The organism is Lysinibacillus sp. K60 (genome assembly GCF_019731275.1).
Taxonomy (GTDB): domain Bacteria; phylum Bacillota; class Bacilli; order Bacillales_A; family Planococcaceae; genus Lysinibacillus; species Lysinibacillus capsici.
In genome coordinates this window covers 1-19082 of record NZ_JAASJR010000007.1, presented here as the reverse complement: position 1 = coordinate 19082, position 19082 = coordinate 1, and the positions used below count along the sequence as shown (strand labels likewise).

21 protein-coding genes and 1 pseudogene are annotated in these 19082 nt (G+C 34.8%); 11 read left to right on the top strand and 11 right to left on the bottom strand.

Annotated features, from left to right (window positions below):
• Positions 1-127 precede the first annotated feature (127 nt).
• On the top strand, positions 128-976 hold the full coding sequence (locus HCH28_RS15585; protein WP_221681857.1) for a stalk domain-containing protein: 849 nt from the start codon (positions 128-130) through the stop codon (positions 974-976).
• 89 nt (positions 977-1065) lie between these two features.
• On the opposite strand, the gene HCH28_RS15580 is transcribed toward HCH28_RS15585, so the two are convergent.
• Positions 1066-1557, bottom strand: a complete 492-nt coding sequence (locus HCH28_RS15580; protein WP_221681856.1) for a PaaI family thioesterase — start codon at positions 1555-1557, stop codon at positions 1066-1068.
• Positions 1558-1840: 283 nt separating this feature from the next.
• Here HCH28_RS15580 and HCH28_RS15575 point away from each other — a divergent pair, with 283 nt between their 5' ends.
• Entirely contained in the window at positions 1841-2440 is a 600-nt protein-coding gene (locus HCH28_RS15575; protein ID WP_221681855.1) for a hypothetical protein, read from the top strand.
• A gap of 124 nt (positions 2441-2564) precedes the next feature.
• Here HCH28_RS15575 and HCH28_RS15570 read toward each other — a convergent pair whose 3' ends face one another.
• The gene (locus tag HCH28_RS15570) at positions 2565-2939 is read right to left on the bottom strand and encodes a hypothetical protein (RefSeq protein ID WP_221681854.1); all 375 of its coding nucleotides are present in this window, start codon (positions 2937-2939) and stop codon (positions 2565-2567) included.
• Between the two features lie 192 nt (positions 2940-3131).
• On the opposite strand from HCH28_RS15570, the gene HCH28_RS15565 reads away from it, so the two are divergent.
• The 7 genes from HCH28_RS15565 to HCH28_RS15535 all read left to right on the top strand — a co-directional run bounded on the left by HCH28_RS15565 (position 3132) and on the right by HCH28_RS15535 (position 10310).
• Positions 3132-3629, top strand: a complete 498-nt coding sequence (locus HCH28_RS15565; protein WP_221681853.1) for a DinB family protein — start codon at positions 3132-3134, stop codon at positions 3627-3629.
• A 44-nt stretch (positions 3630-3673) separates the two neighbouring features.
• On the top strand, positions 3674-4228 hold the full coding sequence (locus HCH28_RS15560; RefSeq protein WP_221681852.1) for a GNAT family N-acetyltransferase: 555 nt from the start codon (positions 3674-3676) through the stop codon (positions 4226-4228).
• A 14-nt stretch (positions 4229-4242) separates the two neighbouring features.
• Positions 4243-5004, top strand: a complete 762-nt coding sequence (locus tag HCH28_RS15555) for a glycosyltransferase (protein ID WP_221681850.1) — start codon at positions 4243-4245, stop codon at positions 5002-5004.
• Between the two features lie 201 nt (positions 5005-5205).
• Positions 5206-6150, top strand: coding sequence for a serine hydrolase domain-containing protein (locus HCH28_RS15550; protein WP_255601553.1), 945 nt, complete (start codon positions 5206-5208; stop codon positions 6148-6150).
• Positions 6151-6488: 338 nt separating this feature from the next.
• Complete coding sequence (locus HCH28_RS15545; RefSeq protein ID WP_048392738.1) at positions 6489-7055, top strand: TetR/AcrR family transcriptional regulator; 567 nt, start codon at positions 6489-6491, stop codon at positions 7053-7055.
• A 57-nt stretch (positions 7056-7112) separates the two neighbouring features.
• Entirely contained in the window at positions 7113-8969 is a 1857-nt protein-coding gene (locus tag HCH28_RS15540) for an alpha/beta fold hydrolase (protein WP_221681846.1), read from the top strand.
• A gap of 600 nt (positions 8970-9569) precedes the next feature.
• Positions 9570-10310 carry a tyrosine-type recombinase/integrase gene (locus tag HCH28_RS15535; protein ID WP_313150205.1) on the top strand — a complete coding sequence of 247 codons (741 nt, stop codon included), beginning with the start codon at positions 9570-9572 and terminating at the stop codon, positions 10308-10310.
• A gap of 148 nt (positions 10311-10458) precedes the next feature.
• Here the strand turns inward: HCH28_RS15535 and HCH28_RS15530 are convergent, their stop codons facing one another.
• Together HCH28_RS15530 and HCH28_RS15525 are read right to left on the bottom strand one after the other, a co-directional pair.
• Positions 10459-11172 (bottom strand): SDR family oxidoreductase, encoded by a 714-nt coding sequence (locus tag HCH28_RS15530; protein ID WP_221681845.1) that lies wholly within the window; start codon positions 11170-11172, stop codon positions 10459-10461.
• Positions 11173-11204: 32 nt separating this feature from the next.
• On the bottom strand, positions 11205-11756 hold the full coding sequence (locus HCH28_RS15525) for an NAD(P)H-dependent oxidoreductase (RefSeq protein ID WP_221681844.1): 552 nt from the start codon (positions 11754-11756) through the stop codon (positions 11205-11207).
• A 370-nt stretch (positions 11757-12126) separates the two neighbouring features.
• Between HCH28_RS15525 and HCH28_RS15520 the strand changes: the two genes are divergently transcribed.
• On the top strand, positions 12127-12465 hold the full coding sequence (locus HCH28_RS15520) for a winged helix-turn-helix transcriptional regulator (RefSeq protein ID WP_132362202.1): 339 nt from the start codon (positions 12127-12129) through the stop codon (positions 12463-12465).
• A gap of 951 nt (positions 12466-13416) precedes the next feature.
• Here the strand turns inward: HCH28_RS15520 and HCH28_RS15515 are convergent.
• The 3 genes from HCH28_RS15515 to HCH28_RS15505 all read right to left on the bottom strand — a co-directional run bounded on the left by HCH28_RS15515 (position 13417) and on the right by HCH28_RS15505 (position 16113).
• Complete coding sequence (locus tag HCH28_RS15515; RefSeq protein ID WP_221682359.1) at positions 13417-14298, bottom strand: alpha/beta fold hydrolase; 882 nt, start codon at positions 14296-14298, stop codon at positions 13417-13419.
• A gap of 1033 nt (positions 14299-15331) precedes the next feature.
• Complete coding sequence (locus tag HCH28_RS15510; protein WP_221681843.1) at positions 15332-15820, bottom strand: hypothetical protein; 489 nt, start codon at positions 15818-15820, stop codon at positions 15332-15334.
• A gap of 98 nt (positions 15821-15918) precedes the next feature.
• The gene (locus HCH28_RS15505) at positions 15919-16113 is read right to left on the bottom strand and encodes a hypothetical protein (RefSeq protein WP_221681842.1); all 195 of its coding nucleotides are present in this window, start codon (positions 16111-16113) and stop codon (positions 15919-15921) included.
• Between the two features lie 195 nt (positions 16114-16308).
• Between HCH28_RS15505 and HCH28_RS25095 the strand changes: the two are divergent.
• Positions 16309-16564, top strand: a pseudogene (locus tag HCH28_RS25095) (AsnC family transcriptional regulator); the annotation flags it as partial.
• On the opposite strand, the gene HCH28_RS15500 reads toward HCH28_RS25095, so the two are convergent.
• The 4 genes from HCH28_RS15500 to HCH28_RS15485 form a co-directional block, all read right to left on the bottom strand.
• Positions 16549-17037 (bottom strand): GNAT family N-acetyltransferase, encoded by a 489-nt coding sequence (locus tag HCH28_RS15500; protein ID WP_221681841.1) that lies wholly within the window; start codon positions 17035-17037, stop codon positions 16549-16551. The pseudogene HCH28_RS25095 and the gene HCH28_RS15500 sit on opposite strands and share 16 nt — an antisense overlap.
• Before the next feature lie 58 nt (positions 17038-17095).
• Positions 17096-18448 (bottom strand): NAD(P)-binding domain-containing protein, encoded by a 1353-nt coding sequence (locus HCH28_RS15495; RefSeq protein ID WP_221681840.1) that lies wholly within the window; start codon positions 18446-18448, stop codon positions 17096-17098.
• A 92-nt stretch (positions 18449-18540) separates the two neighbouring features.
• The gene (locus HCH28_RS15490; protein ID WP_221681838.1) at positions 18541-18762 is read right to left on the bottom strand and encodes a hypothetical protein; all 222 of its coding nucleotides are present in this window, start codon (positions 18760-18762) and stop codon (positions 18541-18543) included.
• A gap of 59 nt (positions 18763-18821) precedes the next feature.
• A partial coding sequence (locus HCH28_RS15485) for a Fe-S cluster assembly protein HesB (RefSeq protein ID WP_221681804.1) occupies positions 18822-19082 on the bottom strand: 261 nt, incomplete at its 5' end.

Here is a 19082-nt window from a genome sequence, read left to right as displayed (position 1 = left end):
ACCTCATAAAGTTTACTTAAAAATCCTGCTTATTCGCAGGATTTTTTTTCTCCTTCATAATAGTAGAAGGAAATAATAGGGTTCATATGGAATGAAGTAATGATAGCGAATTAAAGGAGCTAATAAAATGAAAAAAACATGTTCAGGTATTTTCCTTATGTTGATTGTCCTTCTTACTTCTATCACAACTGCTGCAGCAGCTAGCAGTCAACTAAAAGTGGACGGTATGATAGTACAAACGGAGGTGAAGCCCGAAATAAAAAACAATCGAACAATGGTACCTTTACGCGTGATAAGTGAAAATTTAGGGGCTAAGGTGCATTGGTCGGATGGCAAAGTGACACTGACCAAAAGTGAGATGAGAGTCAGTTTAAAGTTGAACAGTAACAAAGCCGAAATAAATGGAAAAACGGTAATATTGGATGCGAAGCCATACCTAAAGAATGGACGCACCATTGTACCATTACGTTTTCTAGCAGAAACTCTTGGCTGTAAAATTCATTACGATCATTTAACGATCTCAATCGATACAGAGCCATTGATGATTAAGGGGATGAAAGTGAAAGCATTCCTTCATGAATACCACATGACAATGGGCGGAGTAGTCGAGCAAATCAATGGCAATGCCTATATGGAAGAAATGCACCGTATATTTACTAAAAATATGGGCACGAAGATAAAACAGCCTGACGACTATACATGGTCTGTCCATAGCACCGTAATTGGGGGCTATTATAAAATGGGCCAATATGATTTCCTGAACATGGAAGGTAGGTGCATAGCACGTTATGATCTCTATTCGTTGGTGCAATCTTCAGATAAACCTTTGACTGGACAGCCAGACGTGTTGATTTATGATGCAACTGTTGACCAATGGTATGAGTTTAACAAAACAGCAAGTGACTCTATTTATTCGTTAATGGAAACTGCCACGAGAAATGGCTTTGTGACAGTTATTAGTAATACAGTTCCATGATGATGAATCCATTAAAAACGCAATAGAAGAGCACATCTGTATGAATAAGATGTGCTCTTCTTTATTTTATATAGTGAGGATAAAAAGTGCTATTCATTTTTATTTAGAAAAGTACTAGGCATGACTACAAGAATTACTGTTCCACGAGCACAAAGCGTATCCTGCGCATAAACCTCAGTTTCTACTTTCCATTTTTTCGGGTGAATTTCTTCAACAATGCCAATTGCCTTTAATGGAACATGTTGGGGTGTTGGCTTTAGGAAATCTACATGAAGATTAGCCGTTACAAATCGAGGTGGCTCCGCTCCATCACCAATTTCATGTCCATTTTTACGATGCAATGCAAGCGCTGCCGACCCTGTTCCATGGCAATCAATTAATGAAGCAATTAAACCACCATAGATAAATCCTGGAATACCAATATATTTTGATTCAGGTGTATAGATTGTAATCGTCTTTTCACCATGCCACCCTGTGCGAAGATGATGACCATCATCATTCAAACGGCCACACCCATAACACCAAGCGATATCATCTGGATAAATATCTTGAATTGCTTTTTCTACTTTTAATTCTTCCATTTTTCTCTCCCCAATACTCTAGTATTATATGTTTCTAATCGAACGTTAATCATTTAAGTATAATTAATCATTGCCATTCCATCAATAAAAATCTGAATATTACATCTATTTAAACTATGCAAGAAAGCACTACCATACACAGCTTTTTAAAATTTCCACCCTATGTAAAACGCTGGCATGGTGCAATAAATGAAAGATGGTATACTAAACTATAAATAGAAAAATGTAACGGATTACTACGTTCTTTTACCGTGCTGAAGTAGGAATTAAAGGAGTCAAAGGGATGTCATTAGAAAAGATAATCGATTGTATTTGCAAGGAAGCAACCAATAAAGACAGAAAAAAATTAGAAGAATTACTAGAGCAATTGTATGATTATGAAAGTACTAAAATACTTGATATTTACCCTTATCAGATACAAAGTAATGAAAAATATAGTCAAGTAGAAGTATTCTTCGATAAATTAGAGATGGTCGATTTCCAACAAAAAACGCAGGATTATCATTCGTACCAGAAAAGCCTAGAAAAATTTGAGAGATTTTTTGAATTGATGTGGTTAAAATCATCTGAATTTTATGCATTTTATTATTTACCAGATCCTTTATATAAGGATCAATTGTATTATAAAGTCTACGAGAATGAGTGGAATAATAAAATTATACCTAAAGATCTTACAGAAGGCATTTTATTAAACATTGATGAATACACAATGTTAATTTCACTAATAAAATTAGCTGTTTCGGACTATCTCCATTTACATTTTATTTTACCTGAGGAGAATATTGTATTTAGTGGGAATGGCTTAGCCTTTTTAATTTACAGCCAACATAATCTTGAGTTATTAGAAAAGGTTGCTAATACGGAGGGGCTCTATATCCGTTGAAAAAGTGAGAGAACATTCCCAGCAACATGAAGCTAGATAATATGAAACATACCCTAAAAAAATAGCAACAATCTATGTTTCCGTACAGATCATTGCTGCTATTATTTAAAAATCATTTGTTTTGCTATCGATAATTTATGGCCTCTTTAAATTCATCGGTAGCTAGGATATTGTAAAACATATTTCTACTGTTTACGTTTGCTATTGTCCCTGTGACTGTATTGTCTATCCATAGGTAGTATTCATCATCGTTTAGTTTGATCTTATACTGCGGAGCAATTTCGTTATCGACCTCACCGAATTCTCTAGCTTTTTTAAATGTTTTTTCTATAATTTGAATATCTTTGGCATCGGAGATTTGTTGTAAAGTATCGGGTTGCACTTCATCGAAATTAATTAATTCTTGAATTTCTATCACCTTAGATGCTTCTTTCTGATCGTTACAAGCAACTAACGCTAAGGAACAAATCATTAACAACAAAATTATTTTTATTTTCACCTTGTCTTCACCCCTTTTTGTTCAATCTAGTATATTCCCTTATGAACATTTCTTCAAACTGCAAAACCCTCAAAGTATTTACATATTCTAACAGTCTAAAAAAGGTTTAACCATAGCATAAAAACTTATATGAGAGCTTTCCCCTTGAATGGAATTTATAGTATGCTGATTAAAAGGGAGGAGAGGGATTTTATGCTTAAACAATTGATTGTTGGGGATACAACACAAGAATTGGCTTCTACTCGTCGCATACTGGAACGCTTGCCCGACGAGCATTTGACATGGAGGCCACATGAGAAATCAATGACACTAGGAGGTCTGGCCACGCACCTAATCAATCTGCTAAACTGGCAAATGGCTATTTTACAGTACTCAGACTTTGATCTTTCGACCGTTCCGTTGCGACGAGAGGCAATAGAAAAGCGAGATGACATTCTCGATGAGTTCGATGCAAACGTAAGAAAAGTGGAAATGTTGCTTACTGAATGTGATGAGAAGAAGCTCGGAGAGGAATGGACGCTACGTCACGGTGACCATATTATTCGCCAGGAGCCTCGAGCTATTGCGTTCCGCACCTTCGGATTAAGCCACATGGTCCATCATCGAGCGCAGCTTGGGGTATACTTGCGACTTCTCGATATTCCAGTACCAGGCATCTACGGCCCCTCTGCAGACGAAGAAGGTGAGTAAACTACTTCCATGAATCGCTATTTAGAAAGGTATGAGGTGTTCGATTGAATAAGATAATGACGAAAACAGAACGATTAATTATTCGATTAATGGAAGAGGAAGATTACTCTTCTTGGCTTACGCAATATGAAAATCGTTTACCTTCCCAGCATAAGTACGATGAAGGTAAATTAGATATGAGCATCTGTACGAAAGAATGGTTTCGTGATTTAGTTACTAAGCATCATCAGATGGCTGAGGATGATAAGGTGTATGTATTTGGCGTATTTAGAAAAACAGATAATACGCATATTGGTTTTGTAGACTTCTCAACCATTATGAGGGAAGAATTTCAATGGGCTAGGTTCGGATATACCATTCATAACCATTTTTGGAGAAAAGGTTATGGTAAAGAGGCTGTAAAAGCAGCGATTGATCTAGCATTTAAAAAATTAAATTATCATCGAATAGAAGCTCATATAAACCTCGACAATACGGCATCTATAAAATTAGCAGAAAATGTTGGAATGCTTTATGAATGCACGAGGAAAGGATTCATATACGAGGACAACAAGTGGACTGATCAGCTGGTTTATTTTATAAATGAAGAAGACATTTAAAAGGGAGGAGCTGTATGTACGACATGGAGAACTCTTTAGAAGTGCAAAAGAAAGAGGATATAAAAATTTCAATTGTCATCCCAGCCCATAATGAAGAAAAATATATTGGAAAATGCTTAGACTCTATTTTAAAGGCTTCCAAATCCTTTAAAAATCAAGTGGAGATTATTGTTGTCTTAAATCGCTGTACAGATCGAACAGAGGAAATTGCAAAATCGTATAATTGTATCCTACTAAAAAATAGCGATAAGAACCTTTCGAAGATTAGGAACGCTGGCGTTGATATAGCAAGAGGGGAAATCATCGTCACAATTGATGCCGATACACAGATGAACGAGCACCTTTTATCTAAGGCAGAGGAGAATTTAATCACAGGAAAGTACATTGGTGGCGGTGTTACAGGAAAGTTTGAAAGAATGTCCTTAGGAATTTTTGTTTCAGCTTTGTTATTAATCGGACCACTATTTTTAAAATATGGTGCCATTTCTGTAGGCATCTTTTGGTGCTACAAAAAAGATTTTCAAGCAATTAATGGATTTAATGAAAATATGCTCATGGCAGAAGATGCCGATTTTGCTAAACGATTAAAAGATTGGGGAAAAAAGAACGGAAAAAAATACGGAACGATTCCAAATGGGATGATCACTTCAAGCAGAAAATTTGATAAGCATGGAGACTGGGTTTTACTTAAACGTCCTAAAATGATCCTAGCATACCTTAAAGGTACAGATCAGAAACATGCGAATGAAGCATATTATGAAAATGAAGATCGATAAAAAGATACCGTAACGTTAATCTTACAATGATTAACGTTTTTTTGTTATGATGCAATCATTCTAGCTAGATTAAAGAAAAGAATTGAATAATTTTTTATAATAAATTATTCTTTATAACATCAATATTGATGATTCATTTTAGCGAAAGGATGGGGATTGATATAGCTGACGTCAATGTGTCAAACCCAAACAATCAGAATGATGAATAACTTTGAAGATTTAATAGAAAAAGAGTATTCCAATATAGCAGGCATCGCTATTAGAAAAGATAATCATTTAATTTACGAAAAATATTTTGATGGGTACACCCAAGATGATGTTTTGCATATAGCATCTGTCACTAAAAGTATCATCTCCATTCTTATTGGAATGGCAATTGATAAAGGATATATGAAAAATATAGAACAGCATGTGTTAGATTTTTTTCCGAATTATACAGTAAAGCGTGGCGAAAAAACCATTCAAAACATCACCATAGCAAATTTGTTGTCAATGACAGCACCCTATAAATACAAGTCAGAGCCTTATACGAAAGTATATTCAAGTGATGACTGGGTAAAAGCTGCATTGGATTTGCTGGGGGGCAAAGGTAATATGGGGGTGTTTAACTATTCTACCGTTGGCACACATATTTTATCAGGTGTTCTTACAAATGCCACGGGTCAATCTGTCCTTGATTTCGCTACAGAAAACTTGTTTAAACCTCTTGCAATCAAAGCACCCACAAATACAACTATACAAAATAAAGAAGACTATTTCGCTTTTCTGAAGGATAAATATGTCACTGGCTGGATAATAGACCCTAAGGAAGTAAACACCGCTGGTTGGGGACTTACTTTAACGCCACGGGATATGGCCAAAATAGGTCAGCTCTATTTAAATGGAGGTGTATGGAACGGTCGCCAAATTCTTTCTTCTCAATGGATAAAGGACAGCACAAAAGTACAAAGTCGATCAGGAGAGCTGTCCTATGGTTATTTGTGGTGGATACTTGATGATTGCTATGCAGCTTTGGGGGATGGTGGAAATGTAATTTTCATAAATCCTCAAAAGAAGATGGTCATTTCGATTGCTTCGCGCTTTATGCCACGTGCCAAGGATCGTGTTGAATTGATTAGAAAACATATGATGCCATTGTTTGAATAACAGCTAGGGATAATAAAAACTCCATTTTGATCAGCATCAATCAAAATGGAGTTTTTATATTGAATGAAGGGTATGAATGAATCAATTTTGCAAATCATCTTTAAAGGGCATAAAAGCATCTCCTTTATTGACTACAAAAATAATACAAGTGAAAAATTGCAAGCCATCCAAAACAGTTTTGGGGTTCTGTTCAACTTTGTTCAAAATGAGATTAATTTTTAGCAGTATAACCAATTAAGGTATAGCTTTTTTAATCAATTTTTTTATTAAACTAACAATAATACTTGCAACACCCATTTTAGTACTGTATAGTTCTAATTATGACAAAAGTAAAATTAATGAATCAAAAACGTGTGATTGAAGTAGCTGCAACATTATTTTTAGAAAAAGGATTTGCTTATACAAGCATGGATGAATTAGTTCGTGTAAGTAAAGTTTCAAAGTCTAATGTGTATTATCACTTCTCTAATAAGGAAGAATTGTTGGAAGGGGTCGTTGATTATTGGATTGAAATGTATCAATCTGCAATAGATGACTTACTATCTCAAAACCAATTATTAGTTGAAGATCGTATCAAATTGTTTTTAAAGCAAATATCACAAGGAGTTCAGACGAGAGAATATAAGGGGAGCTGTCCATTTATTACGCTTTATATTCAAAGTCCTACAAATGCCACAAAAGTAAAAGAAAAAATAGGTCTTTTTTTTAAAGGCTTACAAACGAAAGTTTCTCTATTCCTTAAACAAGGGGTAGAGAATGGTGAATTTAGAAAGACAATAAATATTGACGAGGTTGCATCTCTTTTTATTACAAATCTTGAAGGAGCGCTATTTATTTCAGAAACACTGGAGGATGCAACTGTAATCATGAAAACAGCAGATCATTTGTTTAACTTGCTTCGATAAAAGAAGCATTTTTTTTACATCAAATTAGTACTAAGTAGTACTACAAGGAGGATTTTTATGAGAACAGTATTTTTAACGGGTGGAACAGGTTTTATTGGAAAGCAATTAGTCGAGGAATTAGCCAAAGAGCACGTTACAATTCTTCTATTAGTGAGATCGAAAAGTAAGGCAACACGCATTTTTCAGGAAAGAGGCATCTTAAAAGAGGCAAATATGCACTTTATTGAAGGTGATTTAACGAAAATAGACTTAGGTATGAGTGTTGAAGATAAGGAGAGGGTATTGAAAACGGATGTGATGATTCACGCAGGAGGCCCTATGGATATTCAAGCGACAAGTAAAGAGGCCGCTTCCGTCTTTTTAAATGGCGCCAAACATATTAGTGAATTAGCTAAAAGTATTCACCAATTAAAGGGCTTGCAGCAATTTATTCATGTTGTAGGCTATATGAGTCCATTTGATGATAAAAATAGCAAGGTTGCGATAGATGTATTTAAAGAAGGAAACAAATTTTTAAAAATAAAAAATCCATATGAGAGAACAAAGTTTTTAGCAGATCTATATATCCGTCAGCAGGCATCAGCTGTAGGTTATCCGCTGTCTGTCATTAATCCGCCCACTGTGGTCGGTAGTAGTAAAACAGGGAGTACAGAGCAGATAGCAGGATTAGGTTTGCTTGTGACAAGTATGCGAAGAGGGCTCATGCCAGTGATTCCTGGAGGTAAGGGATATAGGTTGCCACTGATTTCAAACGATGAGTTTGCGAAGTTTATTGTGCAGGTTTTCAAATTGGAGCAGCCGGCTATTCAAACATATACACTTGTTGAAGACAAAGAGAACGATCCGAACATTGCTGAATTATTAAGTGTTATGTCGGAAAGTATGAATATGAGGGCACCAAAAATCTCTGTTCCAATGCCGCTTATGAAAACAATAATGAAAAGTGGAGTAAGTAAAATAACAAACATTCCTTCTGATGGACTGAATTTTATGACAAAACGAACATTTTCAAATGGTTCGGTGAAAAACATGATGGGGGGAGATTGGTTTAAGAAGACGAGTGTCATGAACTTTTTCCCTGCCGTAGTAGCTGATCTGGATTATCGATTGATGTATCAAAATGGTGAGCATCATCATTTATTTGAGCGAACATTATGCGATAACAATACCCTTTACCAATTACAAGGAGAGGGGAAACCGTTTATTTTATTACATGGTTTATTGAGCGATGGAGAGGATTTATTTCCTTTAGGGAAAGAGCTTCATGAAAAAACGGGTCGACCTGTATGGATTATGGACCTTCCAGGTTTCGGACGTTCTCCTTTTAAACGAGAGAAAAATCTTTTAAATATCTATTTGAATGTAGTGAAAAAGTTATTGGAGAAAGCTACTAACGGTGCCCATCTAATTGGCCATTCATTTGGTGCGTATATTCTTTTGGAAGCATTAGTACAAAAGTACATAGATAAGAAGTATACAATTACTTTACTTCAGCCACCTATTGCTAAAAAAAATGCTCAATCGATAAACGTTCCTCAATTTATAAACAAATGGACATTGAAATTGGCAATTACTAATTTAATAGAGCGTTATTTATTAAATAATGGTTTATTTGAAAATACGGAGAGCATCCCTGAACACTATATTCAAAAAATAGGTAAAAGTTTTACTTCTCCTAGAATTTTAAACACTACTGTTCAGCTTAACAGTTTACTATCGAAAAACATTCAAGGTGATTTCAATGAAGTAACAAAGTATAATCTTCACATTATTTGGGGGGATTCTGACAGAGGCTATTCTGCTCCTACGCATCTGGGTAAGGTTGACTTTGTTCCATATGGGCATCATTTTCCTCTTAACCATCCGAGTGAAACGGCTAATTTGGTCATAAAAAATAGTAATACTAGCAGATGAGCGTGTGGGATTAATAAAAAGCATGTAGTAAGATCGTTGTGTCTTTGAAATAAAGTTGCCTTGTGAAGAAATATTCTTAAACTCCCATGAAAGAACGTTTTTTTAGAAAATGAACTTGCAAATGAAGATGAGATCTTTCTTCGGTAAAAACTAATATTTAGTATCCTTTGATATTACAGTCGAAAAAGTATACACCTAGCCAGTTGTCGAAATTTATTTGACGACTGGTTATTTTAAAAATTAAAAAGTCCAAAACTAAAGGTTTAAAAATGAAGGAAAGCAGAAAGAATTTTGAAGCTAGAAAGGTAAATTTTTGGTGTCCAAAACCTATGTGACCTTTTACATTCATTTTATCTCACTATTATTAGTATACTTTTCAATGAAACACAACTTCCTATAATTTATATTATGTAAACTAAAATTATTTGGCGTGAGGGAGGGCTTGAATCCGCCAACACCCCATAATATCTGTACTTTTCGAGTTGTAACTGCCAAGTTCTTTATAATTTTCATGTGAACGAATTCTCCTTTTTTACGATAATGGGTTTTATTTGTACAGATAATAATTATTGTTTAATACACTATCTGGAGGTTTTCTACGTGCAACTACATGCTGCCATTGATGAATTTGTTTTGTATATCGAGATTGAAAAAAATTACTCAGTTAATACGGTAACGAGTTATGAATACGATTTACAACTCTTCTTAACCTTTTTAACGGATCATGGCTGTTCAACCTGTTTAAACGAGATTACCAAGACCCAAGTACGTCGCTTTATCCAATATCAATTAGGATCATTAAAACAAAAACTCCGTTCGGTGAAACAAAAAATCTCTTCCTTAAAATCGTTCGCTAAGTATTGTTTAGTTGAACGATACCTTACTAATGATTTTACGCACGGGATTGAATCGCCAAAGACCGATGATAAGCTTCCTGTCTATATGACACTAACGGATCTAAAGCAGCTATTTGACTATTTAGAACACGCCCAATCACGTTTTTCAAAGCGAAATGAGCTAATGTTTAAATTATTAGCAACAACAGGTCTAAGACGTTCTGAACTTGTTTCATTAATATGGGAACAAGTTGATCTGGTAAATGAAACAATTCGAATTGATGGAAAAGGAAAAAAAGAACGGATATTGCCCCTTCATCCACACTTAATGCCGCTTCCGGCATCTTATAAAGCTTCTTTAATATCCTATCAAATTTATCCATCAGAGCCAGTTTTCCCTAATAAAAATCGTAAAACATTAGATCCGCGTGGGTTACATTTCATCTTTAATGATGTGTTGAAAAAGTCAGGCCTCCCACCTACCCGCTTTACACTGCATAACTGATGTTACAACAAAATAAGGAAAACGTGTTAGAGTGCCTTTTAAGCCCCATGGAGATGGGAAGATTAAAAAACACTATCTTTTCGTATAGTTCTACAAAAAGAATAGCGTTTTTTCTTGTTTAGTGGATATATTTTCCTCAGCTGCTGACTTAAATTAAAATGTGACCGCCTTCTACATGAAGAACGGTTCCGGTCACGAAACTATTTTGTAGCAAGTATAGTACGCTTTGTGCAACATCTTCAGCTCTTCCTATTCGTTTCACAGGGAGTTTGTTTTCAAGTGCATTATAGAAGTTATTACGTGCTTCTTCCGGCATTTTGCTACGGGAAGGTGTATCAATTATTCCAGGTGAAACGATGTTTACTCGGATCGGAGCAAGTTCTAAAGCCAAAGTCTGGCCTAGATTCGAAATAGCCGCATTGACTGCACCTAGAATTGCTGAGCCAACCATAGACTTGTAGGCTACAACCCCAGAGAACAAAGTGATTGAACCGTTTGGTAAAATTTTCGAAGCACCGTATTTCGCTGCATAATATTGTCCCCAGAATTTGTTTTCAAACAGTTTTCGGGCTTGGGCTGTATCCGTTTGGAGGAATGACCCGCCGGATGTTTCTGCCGCGCTTACCACAAGATGATCGAACTGGCCGATCTTTTCAAAGAAAGACTGGACTTGCTGTTCTTGCGTTGTATCTAGAGTATAAGCCGTTGCTCTATCTCCTAGTTGCTCTTTGGCATTCCGTAATTTATCTTCGGAACGGCTGGCAATGACTACTTCTGCCCCATGAGCTATTAGCTGTTTAGCTGATTCCAAACCAATCCCAGAGCTTCCACCGATCATTATAACTTTTTTATCTTTTAACATGTTTTTCTCCCCTTATACGTTTACTTAATAGATTAAAAATTCAATACCTCTTGCAGATGTAAATCAAGTTCGGATACAAACTTTTCAACTTTCGGATTTTTGACTACATCATAACAAGAGAAACTCTTTAAAGGTTTCATTCCGAGAAATTTCTGTATACGATGTAAATGACTTAATGCTTCTTCTAGGCTGCTCCCTTCAAAAAATTGACTTGGATCGTTAAATGCTTTTTCAGGAGCATTCCAGGTAGTCGAAAACATATATTTCTTTTCAGTCAACAACCCGCCTTCTCCATACTGATCAGCACCCCTAAAAAATAAACCATAAGCATATACTTCATCCATATACGACTTCAATAAGCCCGGGACACTGAACCAATAGATAGGTGTTTGGTAAATGACAATATCAGCCCATATAAATTTTTGTTGTTCTTCTTCGATTTTATATCCTTTTTGAATAATTGTTGTTTTTACATTGTTTTTTTCACTTAAAAAACTGACCATTTTGTTCATCAATGTTTGGTTTAAATTCCCCTCTGCTGAACTATACTTCTGATGACCGTTAATTATCAGTATATTTTTCATCTTTATCTAGCTCCCTCAATTATATGATTTCTAAAAAAACTACCTAGCGTGTAGTTAATAACCCTACTGTACTTAAGGTAAAATTCAAATCGTCTGCTTCATCCGGAAGAATACTCATGATGATGTATCAATAGCAAAAGCATTGATTTATATAGCAATGAGAGCAAACGGTAGTTTGTTTCGTTGATTTCTTGCAATAATTTTAGTCACCTCCTCAATAAGGGATGAAATTATAGGTACAACGATATTATAAATATAGTAACTTCAATTATGGAAGTAGTGATATTTATTTCATAAAGTTTCTGAAAGTATACTATTGTGATATGATAAGGTAAATTAAACAAAAAGATTTTTCAGGAGGATGTTTCATATGAGTGTTATTGAACCAGTAATATTAACCAAAGGAGCACCAGGTGAGACTTGCCCCATTGCTAAAACGCTCGACGTGATTGGGACTAAATGGACTTTTTTAATTATTCGTGATCTGCTTATAGAAGGAACAATGCGATTCAGTGACCTATTGAAATCAATGAATGGAATTAGCCCGAAAACACTTTCACTCCGTCTTAAGACACTAGAAGATCATGGGATATTGAATAAAAAGGTATTCCCGGAGGTTCCCCCTCGTGTGGAATATACGTTAACAGACAAAGGAAAACAATTAGAAGGTATTTTCATTGAATTAAAGAGATTTGGATTAAATTTATAAATAATTTAAATAAGTCATTCTCTAAATTTTGGTAAGTTAATTATGAATCATATCAGAGCATTTTTTTAAAATCTATTTCTCAGGCTATGAACTATACAAACTACGCTATCACCGCATATTGATAGTAAAGTAAAGTTTACACCTCCGAATTTTGTTACTTAGGGTCACTCCTATCCCAAGTGACCCTTTTTATTTTTTTCCTTAAAGTGTTCCTTAACACTTTTTTAAATTTATTTAAAAGAACCTAGGCTGCTTCACTTTTGTCTTTTATTAGATTTTGCAAGATCTCATAATCAACACCTTTTTTAAATACTTTTTAAAAATTCAGAGTATCAAATTTATTACTTATCCATTGGTTCTATATAATGTGTAAAAAAGAGTCGAACATACAAATTTGTATGTTCGACTCAAGTATTCCTGTTTTAGAATCTCAATATATATTTTCTTATGAACTTGAATCGTGATTCTTTAACAACAAGCTAAGTTCATCTCTGTTAGAATAATTTTTATGAATATTAGACAAATCTACATTAAACGATAATTAACATTATTTAAACGAATAATCCCCTTTTGAACGATAATCTATAGGAACCATCCGATAACTATAAGGTTGTGTCAGCGGTATTTATATTATGTAAACTAAAATCATTTGGCGAGGAGGAGGGCTTGAATACGTCAACTTCACATTATATCTGTACATTTCGACTTGTCATTCTGAAGTTCTTGGCTGTTCGAAGTATTCTAACAGTCTAATTTTTTGAATATTACTAAATAAATAGAGTCAAAGAGTCCAAAGTAAAAATGGACAACCTTACATTAAGTATTGTAAAGTCATCCATATCTCTAGTTAATCAAATAAATAATCCTTTTCATGCACCTCCTAAAGTAGAAATATCTATTACAAAATACAAGAAGGTGATTCGTATACTAATTTAGATACATATGAAGTTGTTAATAGGTAATCAAAAATTTTATTAATTCATCATACATTCTTTCGGAATCATGCCCGAGCCAAATTAAATGACCCCAATTTTGAAGAATACAAAGTTTCGAATTTGTGATGTTGTGTTGTGCATAATAAGCATGTTCAACAGGGGCAGCACTATCATTTATACTATGTAAAATTAATGTAGGACACTTAATTGAGCGTAAATCAGCTGCAGAAATTGTTCCAGTTTGTGATAAGTCAATCATAAAACCATATCCAGAGCGTTGTCTATTGTTCATTTTACAAAACATCTCAATATCAACATCAGTAATTTGAGTGGCTACTTCAATATAAGGAAGTTTACTAAAAGAAGGGGCCATTTGTTTAAACATAAATTCGGAAAATCGGTTACTTAAGTGACTAATAATTCTCCAAGTATATTTTTCTATAGTAGGACGAAATAAAATTTTGGCTGCTTTATATTCCATATCTTTAGATGTAAGCCATTGTTTCGTTACGGCCGATTGTAAAGTAAGACTTCTTACACGTTCTGGATAATTAGAAGCAAAAAAGATTCCACTTGGTCCTCCAGCAGAAATGGCAATTACATGTACCTTTTCGATATTCAAATGATTGAGTATAGTTAAATAAGCATGGCAGGCTGTTTGAAGATCTTTCCCGAGAAGTGGATCTGTATTACCATATCCAGCTCTAGAAGGAGTTATTATTGAATAACCTTGTTCCAATAATTCAGCGTAGCCAAACTCTTCTTTACAATTAGAATGTCCACCATGAAACACAAGTATTGGTGTACCTTTTCCTATAATTGAATATTCCATTTTTCTTCCAATATCGTCAATAAAATTATCGATAACTCTTTCCTGATAAAGCTCCGTTTCCCCCATTGAAGTTTGCACAACTTACACCCCTTTTTTAAAAAAACTTAGAATATTGATACATATATAGGATCTAATATCGTTTTATTCTTTTATTAACTTCTTGTACATTTAGTTCTACAAAAAAATGCGTAACCCTGCCTTTTTAGATGAGAAAAGAATTGCACGATCATTATATTGGATCTTTAATGAAAACGAGCGCTGTTTCTTATTACAGTATCACACTCAATTGTTGAATATCACATGGGAGTTTTTTCAACATTATAAACGGTTCAGTCCTTAAAACTTCTTTTTCATCCCCTGAGACAATTATACGGACTTCTTTTGCATTTGAAATGATTCTTAAATATACGAATAAGAAATGTCCAGACTTGTATATGGACAAGAATCTACAGACCCTTCGTTCATGATATTGGTTCACACTCTACAACAGTTGTTGGGCTCCCCATAGATTTTTATCAGCTATGATTTTGTCAATTAGTTCGATAGCATCTTGTTTCTTTATTTCCATGTTTACATCCCGACAAATTCTTATATGCTCTTTTGCTTCCAGCTTATCCCTCTATAAGTAGTCATCTATTCGGTCTATATCCCGATGTTTTCTGTGCTTCGGCGGATGTCTCCACCTCCTTGTTTCTTTCAAGATTGGAGTTTGTTCTGTCATTCACCATAGTTGACTTGGCTCATCTGACTATCACTAGTCAAATTGTTAATTAAAATAACCCTCAAGAGACCTCCCTGGGTAAGCACAACCACTTTCCTCTCATATAACCACCAGATTTACTGTATGGGATTCGCACAGTATTAGACTTCGTTTTGTTATGCAAGTTTATCCATCCCAAGCCAGCCTTCTATCTGATTTCTGTTCAACAGTTTGAGAGTTTGCGTCCTATTACCTCCAGATTCCACGTCGCCATGGACACCCCTGTCTTTTGCTAACAGTTCCTACTGCCAAGCCTGTATGGACTTTTACCATCGAGTTGTTGTACATGCCGGGCACACATAAAAAGCGTTAATCCATTTGGATCAACGCTTCATTTATTCATCTTATATCTCTTTGCTTAACTAATGCGAAACAATAAGCTATAAAAACAGTGGTAAATAGTAACGCAAGTAATGTCCATCCATTAAAGAAGATATTATTTGAATATGTGTTAAGTAATGGAATTTGAGTTATTTTAGTAACTGAATCATTATTTTCAAAGACTAATAATCTAAATTCTCTTGCTTCTTTAAAAGTAAAGAAATATATAATACTCGAAAGAAGGAATGAAAATATAATTATTATTTTATATTGCATTGTCTTGTAAGTTCTTTTAGCAAAAGAATATGCAATTTTAAATGTACCAATAATCGAAACTATCAAGAACGGCATTAAAAATACTAAAGGAAAGAGTCCTGGATTACCATTACTAATATTATTCTCTGAACTACCTATCAAAACTGGTTCAGTTAAAAAATTAATCACGTAAAAGGCGATAGAAGTAACAATAACGTTTAAAGAATAAAAAAACAATGATAATTTATTCACTTTTCCCCCTCACAATCTTTAAATTATCTACTCATGTAAACTGTATTGATTTTATCAGATATTTTTGTCCAACTTACATAATTAGTAGATGTATTATATTATCCACCACCGTCTGGATCTTTATAGCCTACATAATTTCCACCTTCAGTGTCATAACCATGTATTAGTCTCCAATGGTAGTTTTCTCCACTAAGTAATAACCACACTGCTCCAACAGGATTATTACCGTTTTTCGCTGTTTGGATACCTCCAAATGTTGGTGCACCACTAGAATTAAAGTTCCATCCTGCCATGTCATGATTTAAGTAAAGTTTTAGACCATTTGCAAAAGAAATATCTAAAGTATTTTCTGAAAATGTGGAAACCTCATTCGTTTGAATTTGACCTTGCTTTGCTTGTATTGAAGTCCAAATTTATATCTTTGAAGTTCTCTAGCACCCTCGAAATCCTTAGCTTTTTGAGTTTTCCATAATAACAGCCGTTTATAAATGAGCGAGCTTGGAAGAAGGGTACATCTGTCCTACCCATCAGTAACGGAACGTGTAAGACAAATGGAATCAGTGGGAAATATAAAAAAATAAACTTTAGAAGTTGATTATGAGAAATTAGGTTTACCAATCCAATGCATATTTGAAGCCACTGTAAAAAATGGTGACTATAAATCTTTTTAAAATTATATCGAGAAACTTCCTAGTATAGAATTTCGTTAGCATAGCAGGGAGCGCGTACTATATGTTTAATCTTCTTTCCATTAAAACTGTATCATGCCATATCCCATCTAACTGAGCAATTTTTTCTCTTGTACCAACAATTCGAAAGCCCATCTTTTTATGTAATTGGATACTTGATGTATTGATCGCAAAGATGGATGATTGGAGTGTCCAAAATCCCTTCTTTTCACTCTCTTCTATTAGTAATTTAAAAAGCCTTGAAGCAATACCTTTCCCTCTACTATCACTCGATATATAAACACTAACTTCTCCCACTCCAGAATAAACGGCACGTGTAGAGACTGGGGAAATGCCAATCCAACCAACTACTCTATTGTGTTCCTCTGCAACAAAGCGCAGGGCCGCATGATGTCTTTCCTCCCATACCTGTTCACTTGGCACAATTGTTTCAAAGGTTGCTATCCCTGTTTCGATTCCCTCTTTATAAATATTTAATACCTCTTGTAAATCTTTCTTTACCATTTTACGAATAATTAGTGTGTCCATCCCATTTCCCCCTTAGTATTTTAAAAAGGACTGCTAGCTTGCGCTAACAGTCAAATTTTTAACAACATGTATTTGATTGATTGACAAGATTAATACTACATACGCCTGTTTCTGGTAATTCTAATTCCACACGTTTCGACGCTTCTTCATCTCCTGATAAATAAGCTGTTATGGAACGAACCTGTTCATAGCCTGTTGCCATTAAAAATGTGGGTGCACGTCCATAACTTTTAGCTCCGACAATATAGAAGTCCTTTTCAGGTTGACGTAGTATTTCTTCACCATGCGCCCTTACTGTGCCACAACTATGAACATTTGGATCAATTAGTGGCGCTAATGCTTGCACACTTTCTGTTGCTGAGTCAATCGAAAGGCGTAATTCGCTGTTAATTGATAGGTCTGGTCTATTTCCCGCATTGACAATAAGCTCTTCAAATCCTGTTAATACTTTTTGTTCTCCGTTTATAGTACCAACAATATGGATGTTCTCTTCTTTCTTCACCTGTGAGATATAGAAAGGAGTTATTACTTCAACCTTACCTGTATCTACTAATTCGTGAATGCGAACACCGAGTGCGCCACGTGCTGCTAATGCATCTTTTTCTTCTCCACCATAGGCTTCTTCTACAGACTTTTTACGCATAATCCACACTAGCTTTGTTGCAGGATTCTTTTCTTGTAATTCCGTAAGTGCCAATAAAGTATTGATAGCTGAATGGCCACCACCAATAACTGCAATCTTCTTATTGGCATATCGCTTTGCATTGGTATTTATGTCTGGGATCCCATACTCAATGTGATCTGCTAATGCTTTTTCATTTTGCAGCCATACACCTGTAGAATTTGCTGGGTTGGGATTCCCCCATGTTCCTGTTGCATCAATAACAGCTTTTGCCTCAATAATATCGATGTCATCCTCTTTTTCAACATATATATTAAAGGACTGATTGAATCGATTTTTTGATTTCATTTTATCATTTTTTTGTCTTGAAATAGCTACTACTTTGGAGTTCAATCGGATACTTGGTTTTATTTGTCTTAACTCTGCCAAAGGTTTTAAATAAAGATCAATTAACTCATGCCCCGTAGGTATTGTTTCTAAGTTAGGTTCTACCCAATCAGACCCCTCTAATAATGATTTAGCAGCTTTATTGATGTTATATCGCCATGGTGAAAATAATGTAACATGCCCCCAGGTACGAATATTGTGTGCTATTTCATGCCCAGCCTCAAGTAAAATAAATGCTTGCTTTTGTTCCACTAAATGAGCAGCTGTAGCTAATCCAATGGGACCTGCACCAATTATGACAATCGGTAAATTCTTATTGGGGTTATTAACACTCTCCTGTACTTCAATATCCTTAGTAGTACAACAAGATCCATTTTGGTTGATTACTTTTAGTGTTTTCATCATTAAATTCTCCTCTTTTTTATATAAGCATTCACTTATATAAAATGTATTTTTTACGCCTAGCAGTTAGCTAGACGTTGTAAATTTAGTAATTAACACATTTCAATTTCACACATTGTTTTATCAATTTCTTTTATAGCTTTTTCAAATTGCAACCATGTCGAAGTGCCGTAACGATCTATATCTCCTTTAAAGAAGAAGTTAAAAGCAAACTCTTTAGCCTGTATCAAAGTGTATTCTCTACTAATCATAATTAACTTCAAATAAGCGATAAAATAATCTTTAGTTAATACACTAGCATGGTTAACTGTCATTATTGTATCCTCCATTCAATGGATTGAATAATTGCTAAGACAGTATTTAAGGTATCTGTTTAGCAAGATGTCGGTGAGTATCCAACTAATACTAAACCTAGTTCACCATTCTCTTCTTCTGCATGGATCGTAACATCTGTTAATTGCGGTGCAATATCAGGATGAATTGCGACCTCGATACCTTCAATTGTTTGAATTGCATCTTCTTCTGCTGGTGCTTCTAAGCCTACACCTAAATTAACACCACAGCAGCCTGCAATACCAAAGAAACGAAGCGTTTTAACCTCTGAATCAGCTAATACCTGTTCTAAATAATTTTT

Coding starts and splice junctions, on each gene's coding strand:
- HCH28_RS15550 (WP_255601553.1), top strand. CDS start 5,206: ATGAATAACTTTGAAGATTTAATAGAAAAAGAGTATTCCAATATAGCA.
- HCH28_RS15540 (WP_221681846.1), top strand. CDS start 7,113: ATGAGAACAGTATTTTTAACGGGTGGAACAGGTTTTATTGGAAAGCAA.
- HCH28_RS15565 (WP_221681853.1), top strand. CDS start 3,132: ATGCTTAAACAATTGATTGTTGGGGATACAACACAAGAATTGGCTTCT.
- HCH28_RS15580 (WP_221681856.1), bottom strand. CDS start 1,557: ATGGAAGAATTAAAAGTAGAAAAAGCAATTCAAGATATTTATCCAGAT.
- HCH28_RS15505 (WP_221681842.1), bottom strand. CDS start 16,113: ATGGCAGGATGGAACTTTAATTCTAGTGGTGCACCAACATTTGGAGGT.
- HCH28_RS15575 (WP_221681855.1), top strand. CDS start 1,841: ATGTCATTAGAAAAGATAATCGATTGTATTTGCAAGGAAGCAACCAAT.
- HCH28_RS15500 (WP_221681841.1), bottom strand. CDS start 17,037: ATGGACACACTAATTATTCGTAAAATGGTAAAGAAAGATTTACAAGAG.
- HCH28_RS15515 (WP_221682359.1), bottom strand. CDS start 14,298: ATGGGGGAAACGGAGCTTTATCAGGAAAGAGTTATCGATAATTTTATT.
- HCH28_RS15495 (WP_221681840.1), bottom strand. CDS start 18,448: ATGAAAACACTAAAAGTAATCAACCAAAATGGATCTTGTTGTACTACT.
- HCH28_RS15490 (WP_221681838.1), bottom strand. CDS start 18,762: ATGACAGTTAACCATGCTAGTGTATTAACTAAAGATTATTTTATCGCT.
- HCH28_RS15555 (WP_221681850.1), top strand. CDS start 4,243: ATGTACGACATGGAGAACTCTTTAGAAGTGCAAAAGAAAGAGGATATA.
- HCH28_RS15525 (WP_221681844.1), bottom strand. CDS start 11,756: ATGAAAAATATACTGATAATTAACGGTCATCAGAAGTATAGTTCAGCA.
- HCH28_RS15520 (WP_132362202.1), top strand. CDS start 12,127: ATGAGTGTTATTGAACCAGTAATATTAACCAAAGGAGCACCAGGTGAG.
- HCH28_RS15545 (WP_048392738.1), top strand. CDS start 6,489: ATGAATCAAAAACGTGTGATTGAAGTAGCTGCAACATTATTTTTAGAA.
- HCH28_RS15585 (WP_221681857.1), top strand. CDS start 128: ATGAAAAAAACATGTTCAGGTATTTTCCTTATGTTGATTGTCCTTCTT.
- HCH28_RS15530 (WP_221681845.1), bottom strand. CDS start 11,172: ATGTTAAAAGATAAAAAAGTTATAATGATCGGTGGAAGCTCTGGGATT.